Source organism: Psychrobacter sp. ASPA161_9 (assembly GCF_051970275.1).
Lineage (GTDB): Bacteria > Pseudomonadota > Gammaproteobacteria > Pseudomonadales > Moraxellaceae > Psychrobacter.
On the sequence record NZ_JBEFNI010000009.1, the window covers coordinates 18799 to 39707 of the forward strand.

A 20909-nucleotide genomic window follows, 5' to 3' on the forward strand; every position below is an offset into this window, starting at 1 on the left:
AGCCAAACTACGTTAAGCATGATTGCTATCTGGCTGAACGCTAATACTAGTAGTCAGGGCAGTTTGCAAGGTTTCAAGCTTGTCCTCAGATAATGGCGCATCGTCTTGATCACTGATATAAAACATATCTTCTGCGCGCTCACCCAAAGTAGTAATACGTGCAGCATGGACTTCGATACCTTGCTGCAAAAATACTTGTCCTACTCGTGCTAGCAATCCTGGCTGATCCAGTGTTTGTAGACTCAGAATGTGCTGACCTGAAGCTTCATTAAACTCAAAATCAATAATAGTTGGCACATCAAAGTGTCTAAGCTGGCGCGGAATACGTTTTTGCGCCAGCTTAGGTGTCATCGGGTTTTTAAAAGCATCAATTAAGCGTTGTTTTAACTCTTGCTGGCTGTCTTCGTCTCTTAATAACGTACCGCTACGGTCAAGTAATACATAAGAGTCCAAAGCAAAGTCACGAGTAGCAGTGATAATTCGTGCATCTAATACATCTAAATTCATCTGATCAAATACGGCCATCGTCACTGCAAATAAATTGGCCTGATCTTGGGTATAAACGAAAACTTGCACTGCATCAAGTGCCAGCTCCCGATGCTCACGTAATACGACTAGAGGTGCGCTATCAGCGTTAGAAGCATAGCCGATAGGGGGATGGTTTAAGATAGCTTCGGTATGCCATAAGATATCTTCTGCAATCTCACGCAAAAAATATTCATCGCCCAAGTCGTCCCATAATCTGAGCACTTCATCACGATTCATATGTTGATTGTCAACATTATCAAGCATCGTCAGCGCCTGCTTACGCGTCGCACGAATCATGTCTTGGCGGTTGGTTGGTGCATCGATATCGGCGCGCAAGATGCGCCGCGTTTGTGAGTATAGTTGTTTCATCAAAGTCGCCCGCCAGCTGTTCCAAAGCTGCGGATTGGTAGCATTCATATCCGCTACCGTCAACACATATAAGTGATTAAGATGAGTGACATTACCAACTAAGTCAGCAAAGATAGTCACCACTTCAGGGTCTGAAATATCTTTTTTCTGCGCGGTCATAGACATTAATAAATGATAACGCGTTAGCCAGCCTACTAGATGGGCATCGGCCTTACTCATGCCATGTGCCAAACAAAACTCAATCGACTCGGTCTCCCCAAGCTGACTGTGATTGCCACCGCGACCTTTAGCGATATCATGAAACATTGCCGCTAGTACTAAAATCTCTTTACGCTCAATGCGTTGAAAGATAGAGCTGACCAATGGAAAATCTTCATAAAAGCGTGCGTCGGTAAAGCGGTGTAAAATTCGAATCAAAAATAGCGTGTGAGCATCGACCGTATAACGATGAAATAAATCATACTGCATAAGACCGGTCACTTGGGCAAAGGCGGGAATATAATTACCCAATACCCCGTAGCGATTCATCGCGCGCAAACGATGGAACAAATAGTTTTGCTCTTTTATATTTTCTAAGAACAATGCCTGATGTTCAGGATTGTCACGGTAAGTCTGATCGATACCGCGCGCGGCAATTTTTAACGCGCGTAGGGTTCGGGTTCGGACACTTTTTATTCCGTATTGTCCCATGAGTAAAAACATCTCTAAAATCGCTTCAGGATGCTGAGAAAATACGCGATGATGGGAGATGGCAATCTGCTCGCCAACCTGATTAAAAAGCGCATTTAAAGGCCGCTTAGTAGGCTGCTCATTATCCGGCAGATGTGGCTCTATGATGGTCTCAAAGTAGTGATTGATGAGCATCTCAGACAGCGTTGATATTTGCATTGCGCAGCGATAGTAGTCGCGCATAAAACGTTCGACAGCTGCGTTGGGCTGATCATCTGGCTGCGACTCATAACCCATTCGCTGGGCAATATCGCGCTGATAATCAAACAGTAATTTATTTTCGTTGCGACCTGTCATCTCATGTAAATAGTGACGTATTTGCCATAAGTAACCTTCAGCAAAACTAAGCTCGTCGAACTCTTTTTCAGTCACAAAACCTTGTTGCACTAGGTCATATAGCTTACTGACTCGAAAGTAGCGTTTGGTCACCCAGCCGACGATATGAATATCACGTAATCCGCCCGGCGCCGTTTTGATATTAGGCTCAAGATTGTACTCAGTGGCATTATGCTGAATATAACGCACTTTAGCCTCGTTGATTTTTACCTCATAAAAATCTCGCTGCGACCATAGCTTGTTGACGACGTCTACAGGAATACTTTGTAGCGCTTCATTACCAATCAATAACCGTGCTTCTAACAATGCACTGGCAATAGTATGATCCGTGGCGGCTTCTAAGCAGTCATTGACACTGCGTACGGACAGCGCAGGCTCCAGTCCAATATCCCACAGCATCGCCACCAAGCTATCAATCTTACTACTGACATCTGGTTTTATCTCATCAGGTGCTAGCAACAAGATATCAATATCTGAGTATAGCGACAGCTCACTGCGCCCATAGCCGCCCGTAGCAAATAATGCCAAATCTGTCTGATCTAGCTCAAACCATTTAAACAAAGCCATGAGTAAGCCATCGATTGCCCAAGCACGCGCGACTACTAACTGGCGAATATTTGCCCCACGCTCGAGTGCACGGCTAATATCAGCATTAATCTGCGTCAGCCATTCAGGTATACCGAGTAGAGATTTCTCTGCATCGGACGGTTCTGACGACACAGTATTTGGCGCAGGGAAGGACGGCAGCGGAGTAAGGTTAATAGAGGCGGCATCGAATGTGAACATGAGCGTTATCCAATCAAGAATTTAAAAATAGAGACCATCAAAAGTAAAAGCTTATCAGAAGTATAAAGGTAAAAAATCAGCAAGCATAATGCTCAACGTGTATCCACCGACTAACAATGATAATAGTAGCCTAAAGCCGATAATAATAGTCCAAAAAAAAGACCGCCTAAGCGATCTTTGTTTATATTACTGGGTCAAGAAACTTAAATCTTCTTCTGGGCGCGTGGTAAATACCTCACAGCCGTTATCAGTCACGACCATCGTATGCTCCCATTGCGCAGACAGCTTACGGTCTTTGGTAATTGCTGTCCATTCATCTGGTAGGATTTTGGTCTGCCACGTGCCTTGGTTAATCATCGGTTCGATGGTAAAGGTCATACCAGTCTTAAGCTCAAAACCAGTGCCCTTTTTGCCATAATGCATGACTTGTGGCTCATGGTGAAACTCATTACTGATACCGTGACCACAGAACTCGCGCACGATACTAAAGCGTTCAGGCTCAACCACTTCTTGAATAGCGGCACCAACATCACCCAAGCGCGCGCCATCTTTGACGACACTCATGCCTGCATAAAGAGCGTCCTGCGCCACTTTACAGATACGCTGCGCCATGATAGAGCCATTACCGACGATCCACATTTTTGAGGTATCACCATAATAGCCATCTTTAATCACGGTCACATCGATATTGATAATGTCGCCGTCTTTAAGCAGTTTATTTTCGGTTGGGATACCGTGGCATACCACATGATTCACTGAGGTACAGATTGATTTTGGGAAACCATTATAGTTAAGCGGTGCTGGAATGGCTTGTTGCTCATTAACGATATAATCATGGGCAATTTGGTTGAGCGCTTCGGTACTGATACCGACTCTAACATGCTCATCAAGCATCACGAGTACGTCGCTGGCAAGCTTACCAGCAACACGCATTTTTTCTATGGCTTCAGGGGACTGAATAAGGGATTTTTTAGTCATGATTGTCGTACTTATAGTTATAGAATTAAGGTAGGTGAATTATATCATAAATGCATAGTTGGCGTTTTGCCATAAGCGGTAGCAGTCGTAGAATTTTACTGATGAGCAGCGTGCTATAACAGGAATATACCCACGAGTGATTGAGCTAATGCTGGAGTCATTAGCAAAACTAAAATTTTAAATAGTGATTAAACAATGACTAAGTAGTCATGCGCATAGTGAAGCTTACAGATTAAATTGGTTGAATATTACAGATTATAAAAGTAATGTAAATTTCACTGCTAAAGGGATTAGCAGGTGTCTTCGATAGCTTTTGCAAGATATGCAATACATAAGCTGGTCAAAGATTAATACATATTAACGATAACAAGGATGTTGTTATGAAGCTTAACGCTTACCTCTCTAAGGCCTTGAAGCCAAGCAGGTTTTTACCGACACTAGGTGCTGTTGGTACTGGTTTTCTGCTAATGTCGATGCAAACAACTCCGGCTCAAGCATCTACCTACTATAGCTGTTCTGCCCCTAGCGGATGCCAACTGGTAGGCGCTAGATTGTTAACCTCAAATTATACCAATACCCAAAACCCAGTGATACTCGCACATGGGCTTGGTGGTTTTAATAAACTCTTTGGCGTCCTAGATTACTTTTACGGTATTCCTCAAACTTTAATGCGCGGAGGTACAGACGTATTCGCCACCAAAACCTCAGCAGTTAATAATAGTGAAGTTCGCGGTGAGCAGTTATTGGCGCAAGTCAAACTCATCTCAGCCATTTCTGGTAAACCTAAAGTTAATTTGATTGGACACAGTCAAGGCGGTATCGACGTTCGTTACGTCGCTGGTGTTGCACCTGAATATATAGCATCAGCAACTGCAGTTTCAAGTCCAGAACAAGGCTCAAAAACGGCAGATGCAGTGTTAGATCAACTGTCAGAAGGTAGTATTACCACTGAAGCTACGCTGGGTTTATTTAAACTCATTGGCATCGCTACAGATGTCGGCTCTGGTGTCAGTGTCACAGAGCTACAACAGCAAGATGGTTGGAAATCGCTAGTGGCCTTGTCTACTGATGGTGCCGCACAATTCAATGCCAAATTTCCTGCTGCAATGCCAACCCGTTATTGTGGTCAGCCAGCCAACACTGAAGTCAATGGTATTAAGTACTATTCATTTAGTGGTGTAGGGCAAATAACCAACTTACTTGATGCCACTGATCCTATATTATTGGCAACTAGTACGCCATACAAGGGCGAAGCAAATGATGGCTTAGTATCTGTTTGTTCAAGTCGTCTCGGCTATGTCATCCGAGATAACTATGTAATGAACCATCTAGATTCAGTCAATCAACTATTGGGCTTAGTGGCATTTGGAAGCGTTAATCCAACAACCGTGTATCGTAGTCAGGTCAACCGTCTCAAAAACGCTAACCTGTAACGTATAAAATGACTCTTAAAACAAGACGCCTCTTTTATGTCGAATAATCGTCGTCCCTATTTAACAATACTTGTCATTACCGTGGTTATCATTGTAACTGCGGTGATTATCTTATGGTTTAAGCCTAATCAAAGCAATATGACGCCTTCTCAAACATTGTCTACGGTAGACAGTGACATTAGTAGCACTATGGTAAAGCTGTCTGATAACAATAACGAGACGGCATTGTCTACTAACAACAACGATAGATTTATTACTGGATTAGAAAATCTACCGCGCTCACTACAGGGTACAGATGTGGACGGTGAAATAATTATTGATGAAAACAAACAACTGGTCGTCACCGAAGGTCTGCGGCGCTTGTTTGATTACTTCTTATCGGCGCTTGGTGAAGAAGATGAAGCCACTATCTTTGCCCGTGTTGAGAGCTATATTCGCAGTTTTGTTCCTGAGCCAGCCGCCAGCCAAGCCATTGTTATATTCAATAAATATGTAGCCTATCTCAAAGCGATTCCTGAAATAGAAAAGCGTTTTGGTAACTTACAACTGCAAGCCACACAAAATGGTGAGCTAGATCTAAATATGGTAGCGCAGCAAAAGCAAGACGTTGCCAAGCTACGTCAGCAGTATTTCGATACGCAAACTATTACCGCGTTCTTTGGCGCTGAAGATGAATATGATGACTATAGTATTGCGATGATAAATATTAATCAAAACAAGCTAATGTCGGATGAGCAAAAAGCAGCGGCTCAGCAGGATTATGTTAGCCGAATGCCGGACAACATGACCAAGGTCAATATAGAGCAACAGGCCAACCTAAACGCGCTGATGAGCCGTACTGAGCAAATGAAAGCCCAAGGCGCGACGCCTGAAGCTCTCTACAATATGCGCCGTGAATTGGTAGGCGCGGCAGCAGCGGGCAGGCTTTCACAACTAGATAAAGAGGATGCTAATTTTGATCAGCGCTTTACTCGATACCAAGTACAAAAACAACAACTCCTAAGCCAAAATACTAACAGTACGCAGACTCGTGTCCAGATTGAGCAACTAGAGCAGCAGTTGTTTAGTGATACTGAGCGTAAGCGTTTAGCGGGTTATGCGGCTATGCAACAGCAACAGCAATAATTTCGATAAGTATTTTTGGTTAACATTAAATAACCTATGCTAATGTAAAATATAGTTGTGATTGGAATTTAAACAAGCTACGGTTAATAGTGGAAATACGAACCAATAGCGTAGTTCTAATACAGTGACAAACTCCAGCCAGTATTCAATTTAAACAAAATTATTAGGAGCTCAAATGAAAAACATCACTAAAGCAGTAATGACCGGAATTGTAATGTTAAGCGTATTAGTAGGCTGCCAGTCTCTTACAGCAGAGCCAACCAGTCAACCAGATATCACTGGTACAGATGTTATATAATAGCAATCTGTTCGAACAACCTCGCTAATAAGTGGGGTTTTTTTATGCTGAAATTCATCTTAGTTTACGTTATCTTTATTACCAATAGTCTCGTTATAATAAAATTATAGGTGACCGTTAGCAGGTAATGTACTCACTGGCAAGAAGCGTTAGCAAAACGCCTATAGAGTTGAACAAATATGGTTTTAAGTGTGTACGCAATCTTTCATGATAATAATCTGCTAGTCATGCATAATAGGGCTATTGTTTAGTACATCGAATAAAACAATAAATTAATCATTATAAAAACTATGATCTTCAGTGAAAAATGTGTTTTTCACTGAAGATCTTAAATTTATCTGTTATAGGAGTTTCTATGAAAAATATAACTAAAGTAATAATGGCTGCAACCCTTACGGTAGGTACACTTGCTGCAGGCTGTCAAACCACAACGCCTAGCGTTATAGCACCAGTGACTCAGCCAATTACATCTGAAGCTTTAAAAGCTCATAACTGGCAGCTTGTCGATGCCAAACGTACTAATGGCGAAAAAGTAACGCAGCTATTTTATAGCCCATCTAAGCCGCTAACCCTAAGTTTTTCTGAAGCCAACGGTAGCGATCGCGTTAGCTTTATGAACACTTGTAATAACATGGGTTCTGATTACAGTGTTGTAAATGGCAACGTAGTATTGGGTAATGTTATATCTACTATGATGGCATGCCCTGAGCCACAAGCAAGTTTCGATACAGCAACGCTGGCGACGGTGCAAGGTAAATACAGCATTAATAATAATGTAAACAATTTACCTATCTTGACTATTCGCAATGCTAACCAAGTTGCTTATTTTAAAGCGGTATCTAAGTAATCGCTCATTGAGCACTTAACAGTAACTTGAAATTATGGTGATAAATTATTGTTATCGTTATAAAAGTAAAGCCAAATAATTTATGACTATAGAGCGCCTCACTATATAATGTAGTGGGGCGTTTTTTATGGCATGATTATCGAGCTTATTGTTTTGATTATTCATGCATGAGTATCTTTTATATAAAAATATGCCATACATTCAGCTACCTTATAGTGTCTTTTTTTGACACTTAACCTATCAATAACTGCTCCTAGCCAGAATCTAACTGAGTGCCTCTTTATGCTTACCTCCAATATCTCCCAGCGTTTACATAAAAAATGCCTTTCTATAGCTCATTCGACTATTACTCATACGAAAATCACTTTTAATATTACTATTAGTGTCGCACTTAGTATTTTTTTGACGGCTTGCAGTACCTTGCCAATGGATAAGGTTGCTCGCACGCCTACTAGCAGTACGGTTGTCAACCCACTAATGGCTAAGATGCCTCCAATAGATCGCGCGGGCCGTATTGCCTACGTGGAAGAGCAAGGCGCAGGATCTGCAAAAATCTCTAGTTTGTATACTATCAGTCCTGATGGTAGTGATAGACAGCTCATTGATGAGCTAAGCGGTTATATATATGCACCAGCATGGTCAGCTGATGGGCAGCTATTGGCTTATAGTAAGCAAACCCCACGTCAAAATCCAAAAATTTATATCTACGACGTCAGTAGCCAAACCCGTAATCTGGTGGTGAACACTGAGGGCAGTAATCTATCTCCGTCCTTCTCATCAGATAAACAAAGGTTGCTCTATAGCTCAACGGTCGGTGGTAACGCAGATATCTACGAGATGCGCTTGGATAGCGGCGAAACTCGCCAGCTGACCACACTTCCTAGCACTGAGGTACAACCAAGCTACGCAAGCGATGGGCAAAGCTTTGTTTATACGAGTGACAAGAAAAATGCTGGACGACCACGCATATATCGCTATAACTTTGCGACTCGTAGCGCTACCCAAATCACCACAAAAGATTATGCTGCCAGCCCTCAGCTCAGCAATGACGGCCAGCGTCTAGCGTATCTAAACGGTCGCCAAGCGGCGGTTATGACATTAGCAACTGGGCAAATTGTCAAACTTGCCGAGACTGGTCTTGATGAGCCAGCACGTTTTTCGCCATCTGGACTGTATACCGTTTATCCCACACGTAAATCACAAGTCGACGGTCAAAGTGGTGGTAGTATAGTCATACATTCGCTATCTGGTAATACAAGCTATGCGATTAGTAGTAAAGCAGGTGGGGTGGTACGTTCACCTATATGGAGTCGTTAGGCTTTAAAGAATAAAGTTAATTTTAAATAACTAATGCATGAAACAATTAGCGAGAAAAGTATGGCGCACAAAAAGAAAAACGTCCGCAAAAAAGAATGTCCAGTCTGCCAGCGCGAGTTTAGCTGGACCAAAAAGCTAGATAAAAATTGGGATAACATGGTCTATTGTTCAGACCAGTGTCGCCGAGTGAAGAAGTATGAAGGCTTAGAACATCAGAAATAATGCAAAATTCAAGGTGGTTGTAGGCTGGCGCTTTTAGCTCAGCATCTTATATTTAGATAGCAAACTTTATGTAATTGGCGTGTAAGGTGCGCCGGGCGCACCAATTTGAAAATCTGTCTTATAAATTTATTCATAAATATCATGCAAAACTCTGAATAAGACAAAAGGAAAGCGATGGCACATAAAAAAGTAAACTTACCGCAAAAAATCTGCCCCGTCTGCCAGCGACCATTTACTTGGCGTAAGAAGTGGGAAAAGGATTGGGAGCAGGTGATTTATTGTTCAGAGCGTTGTCGGCGTAGGAAGAGAAGCGACTAAAATACAAAGACGCTAATTTCTTTCAGGTTTATAAATACAGCTACCTTTCAAACGACATCATTAACAAACAGCCAATATCACAACCAACCCGACCGAGACCTTCATGAAATCAAAGCCGCCATCAAAGCCAACTTTTAAACTGTTAAGTCTCAAAAGCATCTACGACAATAAAGTCCTGCCTTTATTAATTGATAAGGCCTGTGCATTAGACGTTGTGAGCGAGCAAAGAGCGCTTGTCGTCCCACAAGCCCACGGCATAGTACTAGAGGTCGGTGTTGGCAGTGGGCTTAATGCCAGATTTTATAACCCACAAACCGTCAAACGAGTGATAGGCGTCGACCCGCACTTGCATCCATTGGCAGCAGAGCGCTTTGCTAGTGCAGGCATCGACTTTATCTCGCAGCTGTTGTCCGCTGAGACGCTACCTCTTGAGGACAATAGCGTTGATAGTATCGTCATGACGTTTACCCTATGCTCTATCCCTAATCCTATCCAAGCGCTAACTGAGATGAGACGCGTGCTAAAACCGACTGGCACCCTATATTATGCCGAGCATGGCTTAGCGCCGCAGCCCAAATGGGTCGGTAAAATGCAACAGCTCATCACTCCGGTATGGAAGCCGGTAGCAGGCGGCTGTCATCTGGATAGAGATATCGAACACCTGATAGCGCAGGCGGGGTTTGAGGTATCGGGTCATCAAGGATTTACTCAGGGCGTAAATATCGTGGGTTATCACTATTGGGGCGAGGCAACGGCTGCTACCCCCAAGTTGTTATAAATTTGGCTTTGTTTGTAGATCAAAGCTATCTAAAAGCTAATCGAATAGTGGCAACAGATTGTCCAAACTCTTAAGCCCAAAGGCATCCAAAACCTAAAGGATAATAGGCAGCCATTTCCTGCTTTTCGCTCATATCTTGGTCGGAGATTGCGACACCCAACGATTTTATATTATGCTAAGTTTAAATGGAGAGTTATGCTACGCTAACCCACCCTACGCGACTATTTAAAGGAGTTTCCTTGAGAGGCGTAGGGTGCATCCAGCGCGCCAACTTTATAAAACATCTGTCTTATCAATGCGATGAAAATCACCCTAAAATACCTGATCTGTGCAGTAGGTAGGCTGTAGCTTTAGTCCAGCTCTATATCCGATGTAAGGAAAACCATGTTACACAAAAAGCAAAACCTACCCTGTCTATCATCGTTCATTCACTTGGTACAAAAAGTGGGAGAAGGATTAAGAGCAATGTTGAGGTGGCTAAGATTTAATAGGCCTCTAGGTAATACTAATTCTAAATAGTATCGCTTATCAACATCCCTATTATTCAAAAAGATTAGCGTTTTTATTTTATAAATTCTGTAATTGTTCAATTATCCAGCGGTGAATGGGGCTGTCATTGGTACGAGGATGCCAAGCAGCAATTACCTGAAATGTTGGTGGTAACGCTTCTACTTCTAATTGTTTAACCTTACTGCTCGGCAATAACCTGGCAGGATAAAATGCAATCATGTCAGTGGTATGAAGAATATCTGGCACTGCTGAAAAGCTTGGAACCGACATAACAATATTTCGCTTAAGACCTCTTGCTGCAAACCATTGATCATGGGAGCCGCGCAAATTAGCACGCGAAGGCGACACTACCAGCTGAGGATAAGCGGCAATTTGTGCCAGTGTTAGTGGCGCTTTTGTAAGCTCGTTATTACAACCAGTAATGCATAAATGCTGCTCTTCAAGCAAAGTCACGTAAGTCAGATTATCAGGAATAAATTCTGGGAAAGTAATCAGCAAATCAAGTTCACCTGCCGTAATCAGCTGATTGATATTATCAGACGCAAAGTCGCGTACTATCAATTTTAGCTCAGGGGCGTCTCGCCTCGTTATCTTAAAAAGCTGCGGCAACAACGCCTGTGTCGCGTAGTCAGTAGCGCTAATCGTAAAGACGCCTTTATAGGTTTTCGGTGTGAATAACTCAGGCTCTAATAGCGCTTCTAACTGTGCCAATATATGACTAATGGGTTGCTGCAGCGATAGCGCTTTTGGTGTTGCCACCATGCTATTGCCTTGACGAATAAATAAGCGATCATCAAATAAATCACGCAACTTGCGTAGCTGCTCACTAATGGCTTGCTGGGTTAAGCCCATTTTTCGGGCGACTTGCGAGAGGTTTTTTAAATCTAGCAAAGCATGCAACACTCTAAGCTGTTTAATATCCAGCCGATTGATACCATTCATAATTGTATCTCAAACAAAAAATCGTTGTTTCTAATTGTATCTTTAAATCCCTAAGCTTATCAATATTGCTTCAGTAAACCCTTAGTTATCAAAATCTATTCAGGGGTTAAAACCATAAGCTTATTCATATCCTTTAAAAAAGAGAACTTTATGGAACAATCTAATCCAAATACCAGCACCTTATTTTCATCTGTAGCGCTTGGACCTTATACGGCTAAAAACCGTATTGTGTTGCCAGCATTGACACGCTCTCGTAGCACTCAACCAGGCAATATTCCTAACGACTTAATGGCAAGCTACTATGCACAGCGCGCATCAGCGGGCTTTATGATGACGGAAGGCACGCAAATTGAACCAAGAGGACAAGGCTATGCGTGGACGCCCGGTATACACTCGCAAGACCAAATTGACGGCTGGAAGAAAGTCACACAAGCCGTGCACGCCAAAGGGGGTATTATTTTTGCTCAATTATGGCATGTTGGTCGAGTGTCTCACACCAGCTTACAGCCAAATGGCGCACAACCTATAGCGCCTTCTGCTATTACTGCTGATAACGTCAAGGTGTTTGTTGAAACTGGCCCCGGTGCAGGCGCTTTAGATGATCCAAGTGAGCCGCGTGTGCTGAGCACTTCTGAGGTTGGCGAGCTGGTCGATATGTACGCGCAAGCAGCACGCAATGCGTTAGAGGCAGGATTTGATGGGGTTGAGCTTCATTGTGCTAACGGTTACTTAGTCAATCAGTTTATCTCTGAGCATAGCAATAACCGTGATGACCAATATGGCGGTTCGCTGCCTAACCGCTTACGCTTTTTAAAAGAAATAGTCGAAGCCGTCAGTGCCGTCGTGGGTGCCGAGCGTTTAGGGGTCAGATTTGCTCCCTTATTTGCTAGTACCAATGAGACTCGCGTTTACTTAGGTTTGGTAGAGTCAGACCCGCATACTACTTATGTTGAAGCGGTCAAAGTGCTCGAACAAGCGGGCATTGCTTACTTGTCAATTGCCGAAGCGGATTGGGATAATGCCCCTGATTTACCGGAAGCCTTTTATAAAGCGGTCAGAGCTGAGTTTTCAGGCCGTATCATCTATGCTGGTAAATATACCGTTGAAAAAGCAGTCAACATCTTAGCCAAAGGCTATGGCGACTTATTTGCTTTTGGCCGCCCTTTTATTGCCAACCCAGATTTACCTGAGCGCATCGCCAATGATTGGCCACTTAATGAAGTTGATCTCACCACTATGTATGGCGGCACTGACATCGGCTACAACGACTATCCGTTTTACCAAAACACTTAAAACAGTGAAAACAATCGAGGCCAAGGAAGGCCTCATTTTTTTGTTTTTAAATAGCGGGTGTTCTAGCCGTAAGCTGATGTGAGAGTTGAGAGAGTGAGACTGTTTCTATAGAAGATATAGAACGTACTCATTGGGAAGGCTAGGATTTATAATTTTTCGGCTTTCTTTGTAGATTAAAACTATCTAAATGCCAAGCACATAGTGGCAACAAATTGTCCAAACGCTCAAGTCCAAAAGTATTCAAAACCTAAAAAATAATAGGCAGCCATTTCCTGCTTTTCGCTCATATCTGCTGGTTTAGGCGAGGCATTGGCTAAGCAGGATAGCCGCTATCAGAAAATCCCCTTTAATGGATTTTCTCTTGCGTCCCTAAAATTGCAGTGTAATTTTTTAACGGGTCTCAGGGCTAACGGCAACATCCTATTCTTACAAGTATTGGTCGTTTTTCAATACTGATTAATTTTCTAAATCTAAATTTATTGGTAAGCTAATGTTTGAGATAGGGCGGTATTAGACCTGTCAAAAAGAAGCACTGCTTCTTTTCGACGGCTTTCAGGTTACGCTCTTTTAAACCTTCCTAAGATGGTCTTGAAAATTTAAAGAACTCATCGCTGTCTATTGAGCCGCTCTGATCGTTATCAGCTTCAATAGTAAGGGCGGTGTCACCAGTCACTCGCGCGTAACGTGTACGCGGCTCTGATAATCCATTGTCATCGTTATCGTCATAGATCAGAGAAGTTGCTAACTGCCCAGTCGTAGGGTCGACGGTGTAGTAACCCCATTCCATACCGTTTTTGGGATTGTTCACTAAGCCAATTTTATCAACTTGGACATGGACATAAGTACCATTATCGAAGAAAGCTAGTCCGATTAGCTCATCGTCATCAGCATCATCGTAACTCCAAGACCCTAAGATCCCTTCAGGTTTGGTCTTTGAAAACTCATAGCTTTCATCACTGTCGATAACGCCATCATTGTTTTCATCTACTTCGAGGATCAGCTTGCCGTTAGATACCTTAGCATGACGATTGATGGAGTCTGACAATCCAGAGCTACCATTTTTATCAAAAATAGGCGTAGCGGTTAGTTCTCCTGTCTTATCGTTAATGTTGTAATTACCCCATTCCATACCGTTGTTAGGGTCACTTGTAGACTGACTACTATTGACTTGGACCTGTACATAAGTCTCGTCATCCATAAAGACAATCGTTGATAACCCACTACTACCATCATCACTACTCCACGTTCCAATGATTTCAGTGTCTATATCAGGTTGTGACGTTGATGATCCATCATTATCATCATCATTACATCCTTGTAAAAAAATATAGCTGTTATGGCTAGTAGTGTTAATTTGAACGATTTCATTTTCATCTCTCCTTGATTTAAAAATGTAAAATCTCACTTTCTATAACTATTATGCCGATATACCTCCTTGTTTCTAACAGTTTTTAATGCTCATGCTATAGCCAAACCCATTTAAAAGTGTTATAAACTAATTATTAAACCCAATTGTTATCATAAAGACCATGACTTACTCACTAGATTTTCGCAAACAAGTACTAAAAAGCTTAGACGAGGGTATGACCATTGCCGGGGCGGCTGAGTTCTATAATCTCAGCCCAACCACCATACAAAACTGGAAGAGACGTGTTCATAGCAAAACAATCAGGCAAACCAAACCCTATAAAATACCAGATGACGTGCTACTTAATGATGTCAAAGAACATCCTGATGATTACCAGTATGAGCGAGCACGTCGTTTAAATTGTAGTAAAACAGGCATTTATCATGCCCTAAAGCGCCTAGGCATCAGTCAAAAAAAAGACCTTAGAGCATCCAAAAGCTTGCCCAATAAAAAGAGCGGCGTATCAGGGAAAGCTTGATAGCTTTACGCAGCAAGGCTATCCCATTGTCTATATGGATGAAAGCGGCTTTGAGCACGAGACCATCCGCTCTCATGGCTATGCGCCGATCGGTAAGCCTTGTATCGATAGCTACAACTGGCAAGGTAAAAAGCGAACCAACGTTATTGGTGCTCTGTATGAAAAGATGCTGTTTGCGCTTGATTACTTTGAGACAAACATCAACAGCATCGTCTTCTATCACTGGTGCAAACACAAGCTAATCCCAAGTCTTAAAACCAAATGCGTGATTGTGATGGATAACGCCAGATTTCATAAGAGCAAACGCATTCAAAAGCTACTAAACAGGCACGGGCATCGTATTCTTTGGTTGCCGCCGTACAGCCCAGACCTAAACCCTATCGAAAAGAAATGGGCTCAAGTGAAGTTTCTACGCCAAGGTTGGATGCAAAATGACTTATCCAAATTGTTTTATGATATTTGTCCAAGGCATAACATTTTTATTTTGAACTGACTATATATAGTAATATTACTAGGGTGTGTTGAACATTGAGTATAAATTTCTGGCAAAAAAAATAGCGAACGGGTAATCTTTAAGTTCTCACACAAAAAAGATCTCGTTCGCTATGCCTCGTACTATGCTCAAAAATGAACACTGGACAAGACTAAGACCTATATTACTAGAACTTAATATCTATGACAAAGGAAATCTGAGACTGACCATTGAGGGCATCCTTTATCGTATGCGAACTGGCTGTCCTTGGCGCGATTTACCGGCTTACTTTGGAAAGCCCAATACTGTCTACAAGGCTTATCAACGCTGGTTTCGCAGTAATAAGCTCATTGGACTATTTGCTTTAGTTATCAGAGAGCCTGACCTTGAGTGGGTGTTTATAGATGGTACTCATATCAAGGCACATCAGCACAGTAGTGGTCGTCATGAAGCTGCTCAAGCCATTAGTAAGAGTGTCGCAGGACGTGCCACTAAAATTCATCTAGCGGTCGATGCTCATGGCAATCCGATTACCTTTATTCTGTCAGATGGCACAACCCACGATGTTAAAGTCGCATCTGACTTAGTAGATAAGGTTGATTTGAGCAAGACAGACGTTGTATGTGCAGATAAAGGCTATGACTCTGACACACTACGAGAGTATATTGAACAAACAGCAACTTGTAATAATATCCCTCGGAAACGAAACACCAAGTCCTCTAACGACCATATGGATTGGGACTTGTACAAAGCACGACATTTAGTAGAAAATGCTTTCGCTAAGCTAAAACAGTATAGAGCGGTTGCCACCAGATTTGATAAGCTAAGACAGAGTTATGAGAATACGGTCGCTCTTGCTTGTGCTTATATCTGGCTAAAATTATGAATGTTCAACACGCCCTAATCAATTCAAATATATTCTTAATTATAAATATACCAAATATTTTTAAGTTAATCTAATCAGATAGCTGTTTTTATTGAATATTTTTTAAAATAAATTAACCGAATTTATTTACCTTGATATATTAACTTGAAGTATTTAATAAACCTGCAACGTACTAATTTGGTTAAGTTTTATGGAAAAACGAATGTAAAAAGTGAGTAGTTCGCTACGACAGTTGATTTTGTTTGGTCCCAGTATTACGTGGTTATCAACTTATTAATTTTATTGTGTACTAGCTATAATTGTGTGCTATTAAAAGTAAGAAAAATAATTTCGAAGTGATTATCAAAGAATAATTAAAGAAATTTAGGTAATAAAAAACCGCCAATTTTTTTAATCCAATGTTGCCAAAGGGAATAAATAGAAGTGGCGGTTTCTTATGAATAGAAGCCAAGTTTTTTATTAAGGAATATATCAGCTATTACTTAATCATCCCTACAAATTCGGATTCAACCACTTCTCAGCAGTCTTCATATCCCAGCCTTTACGCTCAGCATAGCTCTCTAACTGATCGCTGCTGATTTTACCCACATTAAAGTATTCACTCTCAGGATGCGAGTAATAGAAGCCACTGACCGAAGACGCAGGCCACATTGCAAAGCTCTCAGTTAGCGTCGTACCGATAGCCTCAACCGTACCGAGCCAGTCAAACAATTTACCTTTTTCGGTATGCTCAGGACAGGCAGGATAGCCAGGCGCAGGGCGGATACCAACATATTTCTCTTTAATCATCTCATCATTGGTTAAATTCTCATCAGCCTGATAGCCCCAATAATCTTTGCGAATCAGCTCATGCAGATGCTCAGCGAATGCTTCGGCTAAGCGGTCAGACAAGGCTTGCACCATGATAGCGTTATAGTCATCGCCTGCCTCTTTGTACTTTTCAGCCAGTGCTTCTGTCCCAACTATCGACACCGTAAAGCCACCAAGATAATCGGTTTGCGTGTCCGATGGTGAGATAAAGTCTGCCAAGCTAAAGTTCGGCTTGCCACTGGCTTTATCGCTTTGCTGACGTAAGTGCTCAAACTGATAGGTCGGCTTGCCGCCATCAGCTGGACTGTTGTCATAGACGGTGACGGTATCGGCGCCAGTACGTTTGGCTGGCATCAGTTTAAACACACCTTTGGCAACGATTAACTTCTCATCAATCATTTTTTGCATCAAGTGATTCGCATTGTCGAACAAATCACGGGCCGCTTCTCCAACCACATCGTCTTGCAAGATTTTCGGGTATTTGCCCGCTAGACCCCAAGAGATAAAGAAAGGTGTCCAGTCGATATAAGGCAGTAGGTTAGTGATAGGATAATCGTCAAATATTACTTGTCCTAGTTTGTTAGGTACAGGTGGCACATAGTTTTCCCAGTCATCTTTAAAGCCAATCTTGATAGCGTTGGCATAAGATATTTTGGCCGCTTTTGGTTGGCGCTTAGCGAGACGCTCACGTACCTTTATATATTCTTCGCGGGTCTCATCAATCAAGCCTTGACGGTGCTCTTTAGAGAGCAGCTTAGTCACCACGCCCACTGAACGTGAGGCATCAGCCACATAGATGACGGCATCGTTTTGATACTGAGGTTCGACTTTGACTGCCGTATGCGCTTTAGAGGTCGTTGCCCCGCCAATCATCAAGGGTAGGGTCATGCCGCGCTCTTGCATTTGCTTGGCAACATAAACCATTTCATCAAGGCTTGGCGTAATCAGGCCAGATAAGCCAATGATATCGACTTCCTCAGCGATAGCGGTATCGAGGATTTTTTCACAAGGTACCATCACGCCCATATCTACGATGTCATAGCCGTTACAGCCGAGTACCACACCGACGATGTTTTTGCCGATATCATGGACGTCGCCTTTGACGGTAGCCATGAGGATTTTACCTTTCTTTTCATCTTCGACTTTTTCCGCTTCGATATATGGATTCAACCAAGCGACTGATTGTTTCATTACACGTGCAGATTTCACTACTTGCGGTAAGAACATTTTACCTGCACCGAATAAATCACCGACGATATTCATACCGTCCATGAGTGGCCCTTCGATGACTTCTAGCGGTTTGGGGTATTTCTCCCAAGCTTCTTTGGTATCGGCTTCGATAAAGGTGGTGATACCTTTGACTAATGCATGAGCAATACGTTCTTCTACCGTGCCTTCGCGCCATGACATATCAACGGTGCTGTCTTTTTTCTTGCCGCCATCTTGGTAGTTTTCAGCGACGGTCATCAGACGCTCAGTAGCATCTTGACCAGTCTCACCTTGGTTTCGATTCAGCATTACATCTTCGATAGCATCGCGTGCTTCCTTCGGGATGTCGTCATATAGCTCTAGCATGGCAGGGTTGACGATACCCATCGTCAGACCGTTTTGAATCGCATGAAATAAAAATACGGAGTTGATGGCTTCTCGAATCGGATTACCACGGAAACTGAATGAAACGTTAGATACGCCGCCCGATACCATCGCATTGGGCAAGTTATCCGTAATCCACTTAGTGGCATTGATAAAGTCGGCGCCGTAATTATTATGTTCAGTGATACCGGTGGCGACCGCAAAGATATTGGGGTCAAAGATAATGTCCTCGCTAGGGAAGCCGACTTCATTGACTAAGACATCATAGCTACGCTGACAGATCTCAGTTTTACGCTCAAAAGTATCGGCTTGACCGTCTTCATCAAAGGCCATGACGATAATAGCAGCGCCGTAGCGCATACATAGTTTGGCGCGCTCGACGAACTCAGCATGACCTTCTTTTAAGGAGATAGAGTTGACGACGGACTTACCTTGGATACGCTTAAGACCTTCTTCGATGATGTCCCATTTCGAGGAGTCAATCATCAAAGGTACACGACTGATATCAGGCTCACCAGAGACCAAATTAACGAAGTGAATCATCGCCTGCTTGGAGTCAAGCATGCCTTCGTCCATGTTGATATCGACGATTTGCGCGCCGCCCTCGACCTGATCGCGCGCGACATCTAGAGCCTCGGTATAGGCTTCGGTTTTAATCAAACGTAGAAACTTCTTCGAGCCGGTAACGTTGGTACGTTCACCAACGTTGACGAATAAGCTATCAGGCGTGATAGTAAATGGCTCAAGCCCAGACAGACGACAAGCAGGTGCGATTTCAGGAATCACGCGCGGTGGGTATTTTGCCACCATATTAGCGATTTGGCGGATATGCTCAGGCGTCGTACCACAGCAACCACCGACGATGTTTAAAATGCCCGCTTTAGCAAAGCCTTCAAGCAGGGCAGTGGTTTCCTTTGCCGTTTCGTCATATTCACCAAACTCATTCGGCAAGCCGGCGTTCGGATGCGCTGAAACATAAGTATTGGCAATATTAGATAACGTTTGGATATGTGGACGCAGTGCATCTGCCCCGAGTGCACAGTTGAAACCAACCGATAGCGGCTTGGCATGGCGAATTGAGTTATAAAACGCCTCAGCCGTTTGACCTGATAGCGTCCGACCAGAGGCATCAGTGATCGTACCCGAAATCATAATCGGTAATTCAAAACCAATATCGTCAAACACCCCAGTAATCGCAAATATCGCCGCTTTAGCGTTTAGCGTATCAAAAATGGTTTCAATCAATATAAGATCCACACCGCCTTCTATTAAAGCTAGTGTCGCTTCACGGTAATTTAGCACCAACTCATCAAAGGTAATGTTACGAAAGGCTGGGTCATTGACATCAGGTGATAGCGAGCAAGTTCGTGACGTTGGCCCAATGACTCCAGCGACGAAGCGCGGCTTCTCAGGGGTCTTGGCAGTAAATTCGTCAGCAGCTTCGCGCGCTAATTTAGCCGCAGTCTTGTTTAGCTCTGGCACCAGATATTCCATATCATAGTCAGACATCGATAGCCGCGTACCATTAAACGTATTGGTCTCGATGATATCTGCACCAGCAGCAAGATGGTCGCTATGAATCTCCTTAATCATCTGCGGTTGGGTGAGCACGAGCAGATCGTTATTACCACGTACGTCTTGGCTAATATCAGCAAAACGTTCTCCGCGATAATCAGCTTCCTCCAGCTTATAATTCTGAATATGCGTGCCCATCGCCCCATCTAACACCAAGATACGTGAGGCCATCTGTTCAGTTATGCGCGTACGTGCAGTCAGTTGCTGCTCCTTAAAAGGAAATACAGCAGGCGGCGTCAAGATAAAGTCATCGGCGGCATTTGAGTGAGTGGGCATAGTATTATCTTCAGAAGAAGTCATCGAGGTCATTTTTTGAGTCATAGGAACACTGCTTATATCGTCAATATCATAAAAAGGAGAAAAAAGAGAAAATTTACAAAACTATAAGAAATAAGAAAGCACAAATCTGCAATATTCTAGCATGAAAAATATAGCGTTTATCGGTATGTTTTTATTCATATTTAGCATCAAAGACAAGACCTTGAGCTTTTGAATATGTAAATTTACATAGCATTAAAGTCATACTCAAAGGCATCTTATATGCTTTTATACGAATATATGGTCATTGCATTAGTTGCTCAGGATATGAAGGTTTTTCTTAAGCGATTAAAAAATAGACCATGTTACAAAGCAGACAAAACTTACAAGGATGTGACAAAAAATAGCGCAAACGCAAATAGTTAAAGTTGTAAGCCATGCTAATTTGGCTGCGTAAGGTTTGGTTGCTCGTAAGTATAGCTTATAAGCTCTTAGATAATAATGGTGAACTATTATCCCTAGGCAGTACGTATATCATCTGTGATAAGTCACTGTATATACTCATTAACTGCGACTGCCTAGATAGATAGTAAGTCACCATGTATAAGTTAATTTATTAA

17 protein-coding genes are annotated in these 20909 nt (G+C 42.6%); 12 read left to right on the plus strand and 5 right to left on the minus strand.

Features of this window, described 5'->3' with window-relative positions; translation table 11 throughout:
- Positions 1 to 12: 12 nt before the first annotated feature.
- Together glnD and map are read right to left on the minus strand one after the other, a co-directional pair.
- A complete protein-coding gene (glnD, locus tag ACTQ9S_RS10785; RefSeq protein ID WP_351118870.1) occupies positions 13 to 2748 on the minus strand; it encodes a [protein-PII] uridylyltransferase in 2736 nt (911 codons plus the stop codon).
- A 186-nt stretch (positions 2749 to 2934) separates the two neighbouring features.
- A complete protein-coding gene (map, locus tag ACTQ9S_RS10790) occupies positions 2935 to 3726 on the minus strand; it encodes a type I methionyl aminopeptidase (protein WP_068325997.1) in 792 nt (263 codons plus the stop codon).
- 380 nt (positions 3727 to 4106) lie between these two features.
- Here map and ACTQ9S_RS10795 point away from each other — a divergent pair, with 380 nt between their 5' ends.
- From ACTQ9S_RS10795 to ACTQ9S_RS10830, 8 genes are all read left to right on the plus strand, one after another.
- The gene (locus ACTQ9S_RS10795; RefSeq protein WP_440454936.1) at positions 4107 to 5159 is read left to right on the plus strand and encodes an esterase/lipase family protein; all 1053 of its coding nucleotides are present in this window, start codon (positions 4107 to 4109) and stop codon (positions 5157 to 5159) included.
- Between the two features lie 36 nt (positions 5160 to 5195).
- A complete protein-coding gene (locus ACTQ9S_RS10800; RefSeq protein ID WP_440454937.1) occupies positions 5196 to 6284 on the plus strand; it encodes a lipase secretion chaperone in 1089 nt (362 codons plus the stop codon).
- A 175-nt stretch (positions 6285 to 6459) separates the two neighbouring features.
- Positions 6460 to 6582, plus strand: coding sequence for a hypothetical protein (locus ACTQ9S_RS10805; protein ID WP_440454938.1), 123 nt, complete (start codon positions 6460 to 6462; stop codon positions 6580 to 6582).
- 355 nt (positions 6583 to 6937) lie between these two features.
- The gene (locus ACTQ9S_RS10810) at positions 6938 to 7429 is read left to right on the plus strand and encodes an META domain-containing protein (protein WP_440454939.1); all 492 of its coding nucleotides are present in this window, start codon (positions 6938 to 6940) and stop codon (positions 7427 to 7429) included.
- A gap of 282 nt (positions 7430 to 7711) precedes the next feature.
- Positions 7712 to 8746: a DPP IV N-terminal domain-containing protein gene (locus ACTQ9S_RS10815; protein WP_440454940.1), complete on the plus strand. Its 1035-nt coding sequence runs from the start codon at positions 7712 to 7714 to the stop codon at positions 8744 to 8746.
- Positions 8747 to 8806: 60 nt separating this feature from the next.
- Positions 8807 to 8968: a DUF2256 domain-containing protein gene (locus ACTQ9S_RS10820; protein WP_350657415.1), complete on the plus strand. Its 162-nt coding sequence runs from the start codon at positions 8807 to 8809 to the stop codon at positions 8966 to 8968.
- Between the two features lie 174 nt (positions 8969 to 9142).
- Positions 9143 to 9286: a DUF2256 domain-containing protein gene (locus ACTQ9S_RS10825; RefSeq protein ID WP_440454941.1), complete on the plus strand. Its 144-nt coding sequence runs from the start codon at positions 9143 to 9145 to the stop codon at positions 9284 to 9286.
- A gap of 103 nt (positions 9287 to 9389) precedes the next feature.
- Complete coding sequence (locus ACTQ9S_RS10830; protein ID WP_440454942.1) at positions 9390 to 10064, plus strand: class I SAM-dependent methyltransferase; 675 nt, start codon at positions 9390 to 9392, stop codon at positions 10062 to 10064.
- Between the two features lie 567 nt (positions 10065 to 10631).
- On the opposite strand, the gene ACTQ9S_RS10835 is transcribed toward ACTQ9S_RS10830, so the two are convergent.
- Positions 10632 to 11516, minus strand: coding sequence for a LysR family transcriptional regulator (locus tag ACTQ9S_RS10835; RefSeq protein ID WP_440454943.1), 885 nt, complete (start codon positions 11514 to 11516; stop codon positions 10632 to 10634).
- A gap of 150 nt (positions 11517 to 11666) precedes the next feature.
- Between ACTQ9S_RS10835 and ACTQ9S_RS10840 the strand changes: the two genes are divergently transcribed.
- Positions 11667 to 12809 carry an alkene reductase gene (locus ACTQ9S_RS10840; protein WP_440454944.1) on the plus strand — a complete coding sequence of 381 codons (1143 nt, stop codon included), beginning with the start codon at positions 11667 to 11669 and terminating at the stop codon, positions 12807 to 12809.
- Positions 12810 to 13386: 577 nt separating this feature from the next.
- Here ACTQ9S_RS10840 and ACTQ9S_RS10845 read toward each other — a convergent pair.
- Positions 13387 to 14214, minus strand: a complete 828-nt coding sequence (locus ACTQ9S_RS10845) for a hypothetical protein (protein WP_440454945.1) — start codon at positions 14212 to 14214, stop codon at positions 13387 to 13389.
- 124 nt (positions 14215 to 14338) lie between these two features.
- Here ACTQ9S_RS10845 and ACTQ9S_RS10850 point away from each other — a divergent pair, with 124 nt between their 5' ends.
- The 3 genes from ACTQ9S_RS10850 (at position 14339) to ACTQ9S_RS10860 (ending at position 16053) form a co-directional block, all read left to right on the plus strand.
- Positions 14339 to 14695: an IS630 transposase-related protein gene (locus tag ACTQ9S_RS10850; RefSeq protein WP_440453723.1), complete on the plus strand. Its 357-nt coding sequence runs from the start codon at positions 14339 to 14341 to the stop codon at positions 14693 to 14695.
- Positions 14664 to 15188, plus strand: a complete 525-nt coding sequence (locus ACTQ9S_RS10855; protein ID WP_149031835.1) for an IS630 family transposase — start codon at positions 14664 to 14666, stop codon at positions 15186 to 15188. Before ACTQ9S_RS10850 ends, ACTQ9S_RS10855 begins: the two co-directional genes overlap by 32 nt.
- Before the next feature lie 112 nt (positions 15189 to 15300).
- Positions 15301 to 16053 carry an IS5 family transposase gene (locus tag ACTQ9S_RS10860; protein WP_440453480.1) on the plus strand — a complete coding sequence of 251 codons (753 nt, stop codon included), beginning with the start codon at positions 15301 to 15303 and terminating at the stop codon, positions 16051 to 16053.
- 492 nt (positions 16054 to 16545) lie between these two features.
- Here ACTQ9S_RS10860 and metH read toward each other — a convergent pair whose 3' ends face one another.
- Positions 16546 to 20232 (minus strand): methionine synthase, encoded by a 3687-nt coding sequence (metH, locus tag ACTQ9S_RS10865; RefSeq protein WP_440455002.1) that lies wholly within the window; start codon positions 20230 to 20232, stop codon positions 16546 to 16548.
- Between the last annotated feature and the right edge of the window lie 677 nt (positions 20233 to 20909).

Excerpts from the sequence above, each read along its gene's own strand:
- glnD (WP_351118870.1), bottom strand. The coding sequence starts at position 2,748 with ATGTTCACATTCGATGCCGCCTCTATTAACCTTACTCCGCTGCCGTCC.
- map (WP_068325997.1), bottom strand. The coding sequence starts at position 3,726 with ATGACTAAAAAATCCCTTATTCAGTCCCCTGAAGCCATAGAAAAAATG.
- ACTQ9S_RS10795 (WP_440454936.1), top strand. The coding sequence starts at position 4,107 with ATGAAGCTTAACGCTTACCTCTCTAAGGCCTTGAAGCCAAGCAGGTTT.
- ACTQ9S_RS10800 (WP_440454937.1), top strand. The coding sequence starts at position 5,196 with ATGTCGAATAATCGTCGTCCCTATTTAACAATACTTGTCATTACCGTG.
- ACTQ9S_RS10805 (WP_440454938.1), top strand. The coding sequence starts at position 6,460 with ATGAAAAACATCACTAAAGCAGTAATGACCGGAATTGTAATGTTAAGC.
- ACTQ9S_RS10810 (WP_440454939.1), top strand. The coding sequence starts at position 6,938 with ATGAAAAATATAACTAAAGTAATAATGGCTGCAACCCTTACGGTAGGT.
- ACTQ9S_RS10815 (WP_440454940.1), top strand. The coding sequence starts at position 7,712 with ATGCTTACCTCCAATATCTCCCAGCGTTTACATAAAAAATGCCTTTCT.
- ACTQ9S_RS10820 (WP_350657415.1), top strand. The coding sequence starts at position 8,807 with ATGGCGCACAAAAAGAAAAACGTCCGCAAAAAAGAATGTCCAGTCTGC.
- ACTQ9S_RS10825 (WP_440454941.1), top strand. The coding sequence starts at position 9,143 with ATGGCACATAAAAAAGTAAACTTACCGCAAAAAATCTGCCCCGTCTGC.
- ACTQ9S_RS10830 (WP_440454942.1), top strand. The coding sequence starts at position 9,390 with ATGAAATCAAAGCCGCCATCAAAGCCAACTTTTAAACTGTTAAGTCTC.
- ACTQ9S_RS10835 (WP_440454943.1), bottom strand. The coding sequence starts at position 11,516 with ATGAATGGTATCAATCGGCTGGATATTAAACAGCTTAGAGTGTTGCAT.
- ACTQ9S_RS10840 (WP_440454944.1), top strand. The coding sequence starts at position 11,667 with ATGGAACAATCTAATCCAAATACCAGCACCTTATTTTCATCTGTAGCG.
- ACTQ9S_RS10850 (WP_440453723.1), top strand. The coding sequence starts at position 14,339 with ATGACTTACTCACTAGATTTTCGCAAACAAGTACTAAAAAGCTTAGAC.
- ACTQ9S_RS10860 (WP_440453480.1), top strand. The coding sequence starts at position 15,301 with ATGCCTCGTACTATGCTCAAAAATGAACACTGGACAAGACTAAGACCT.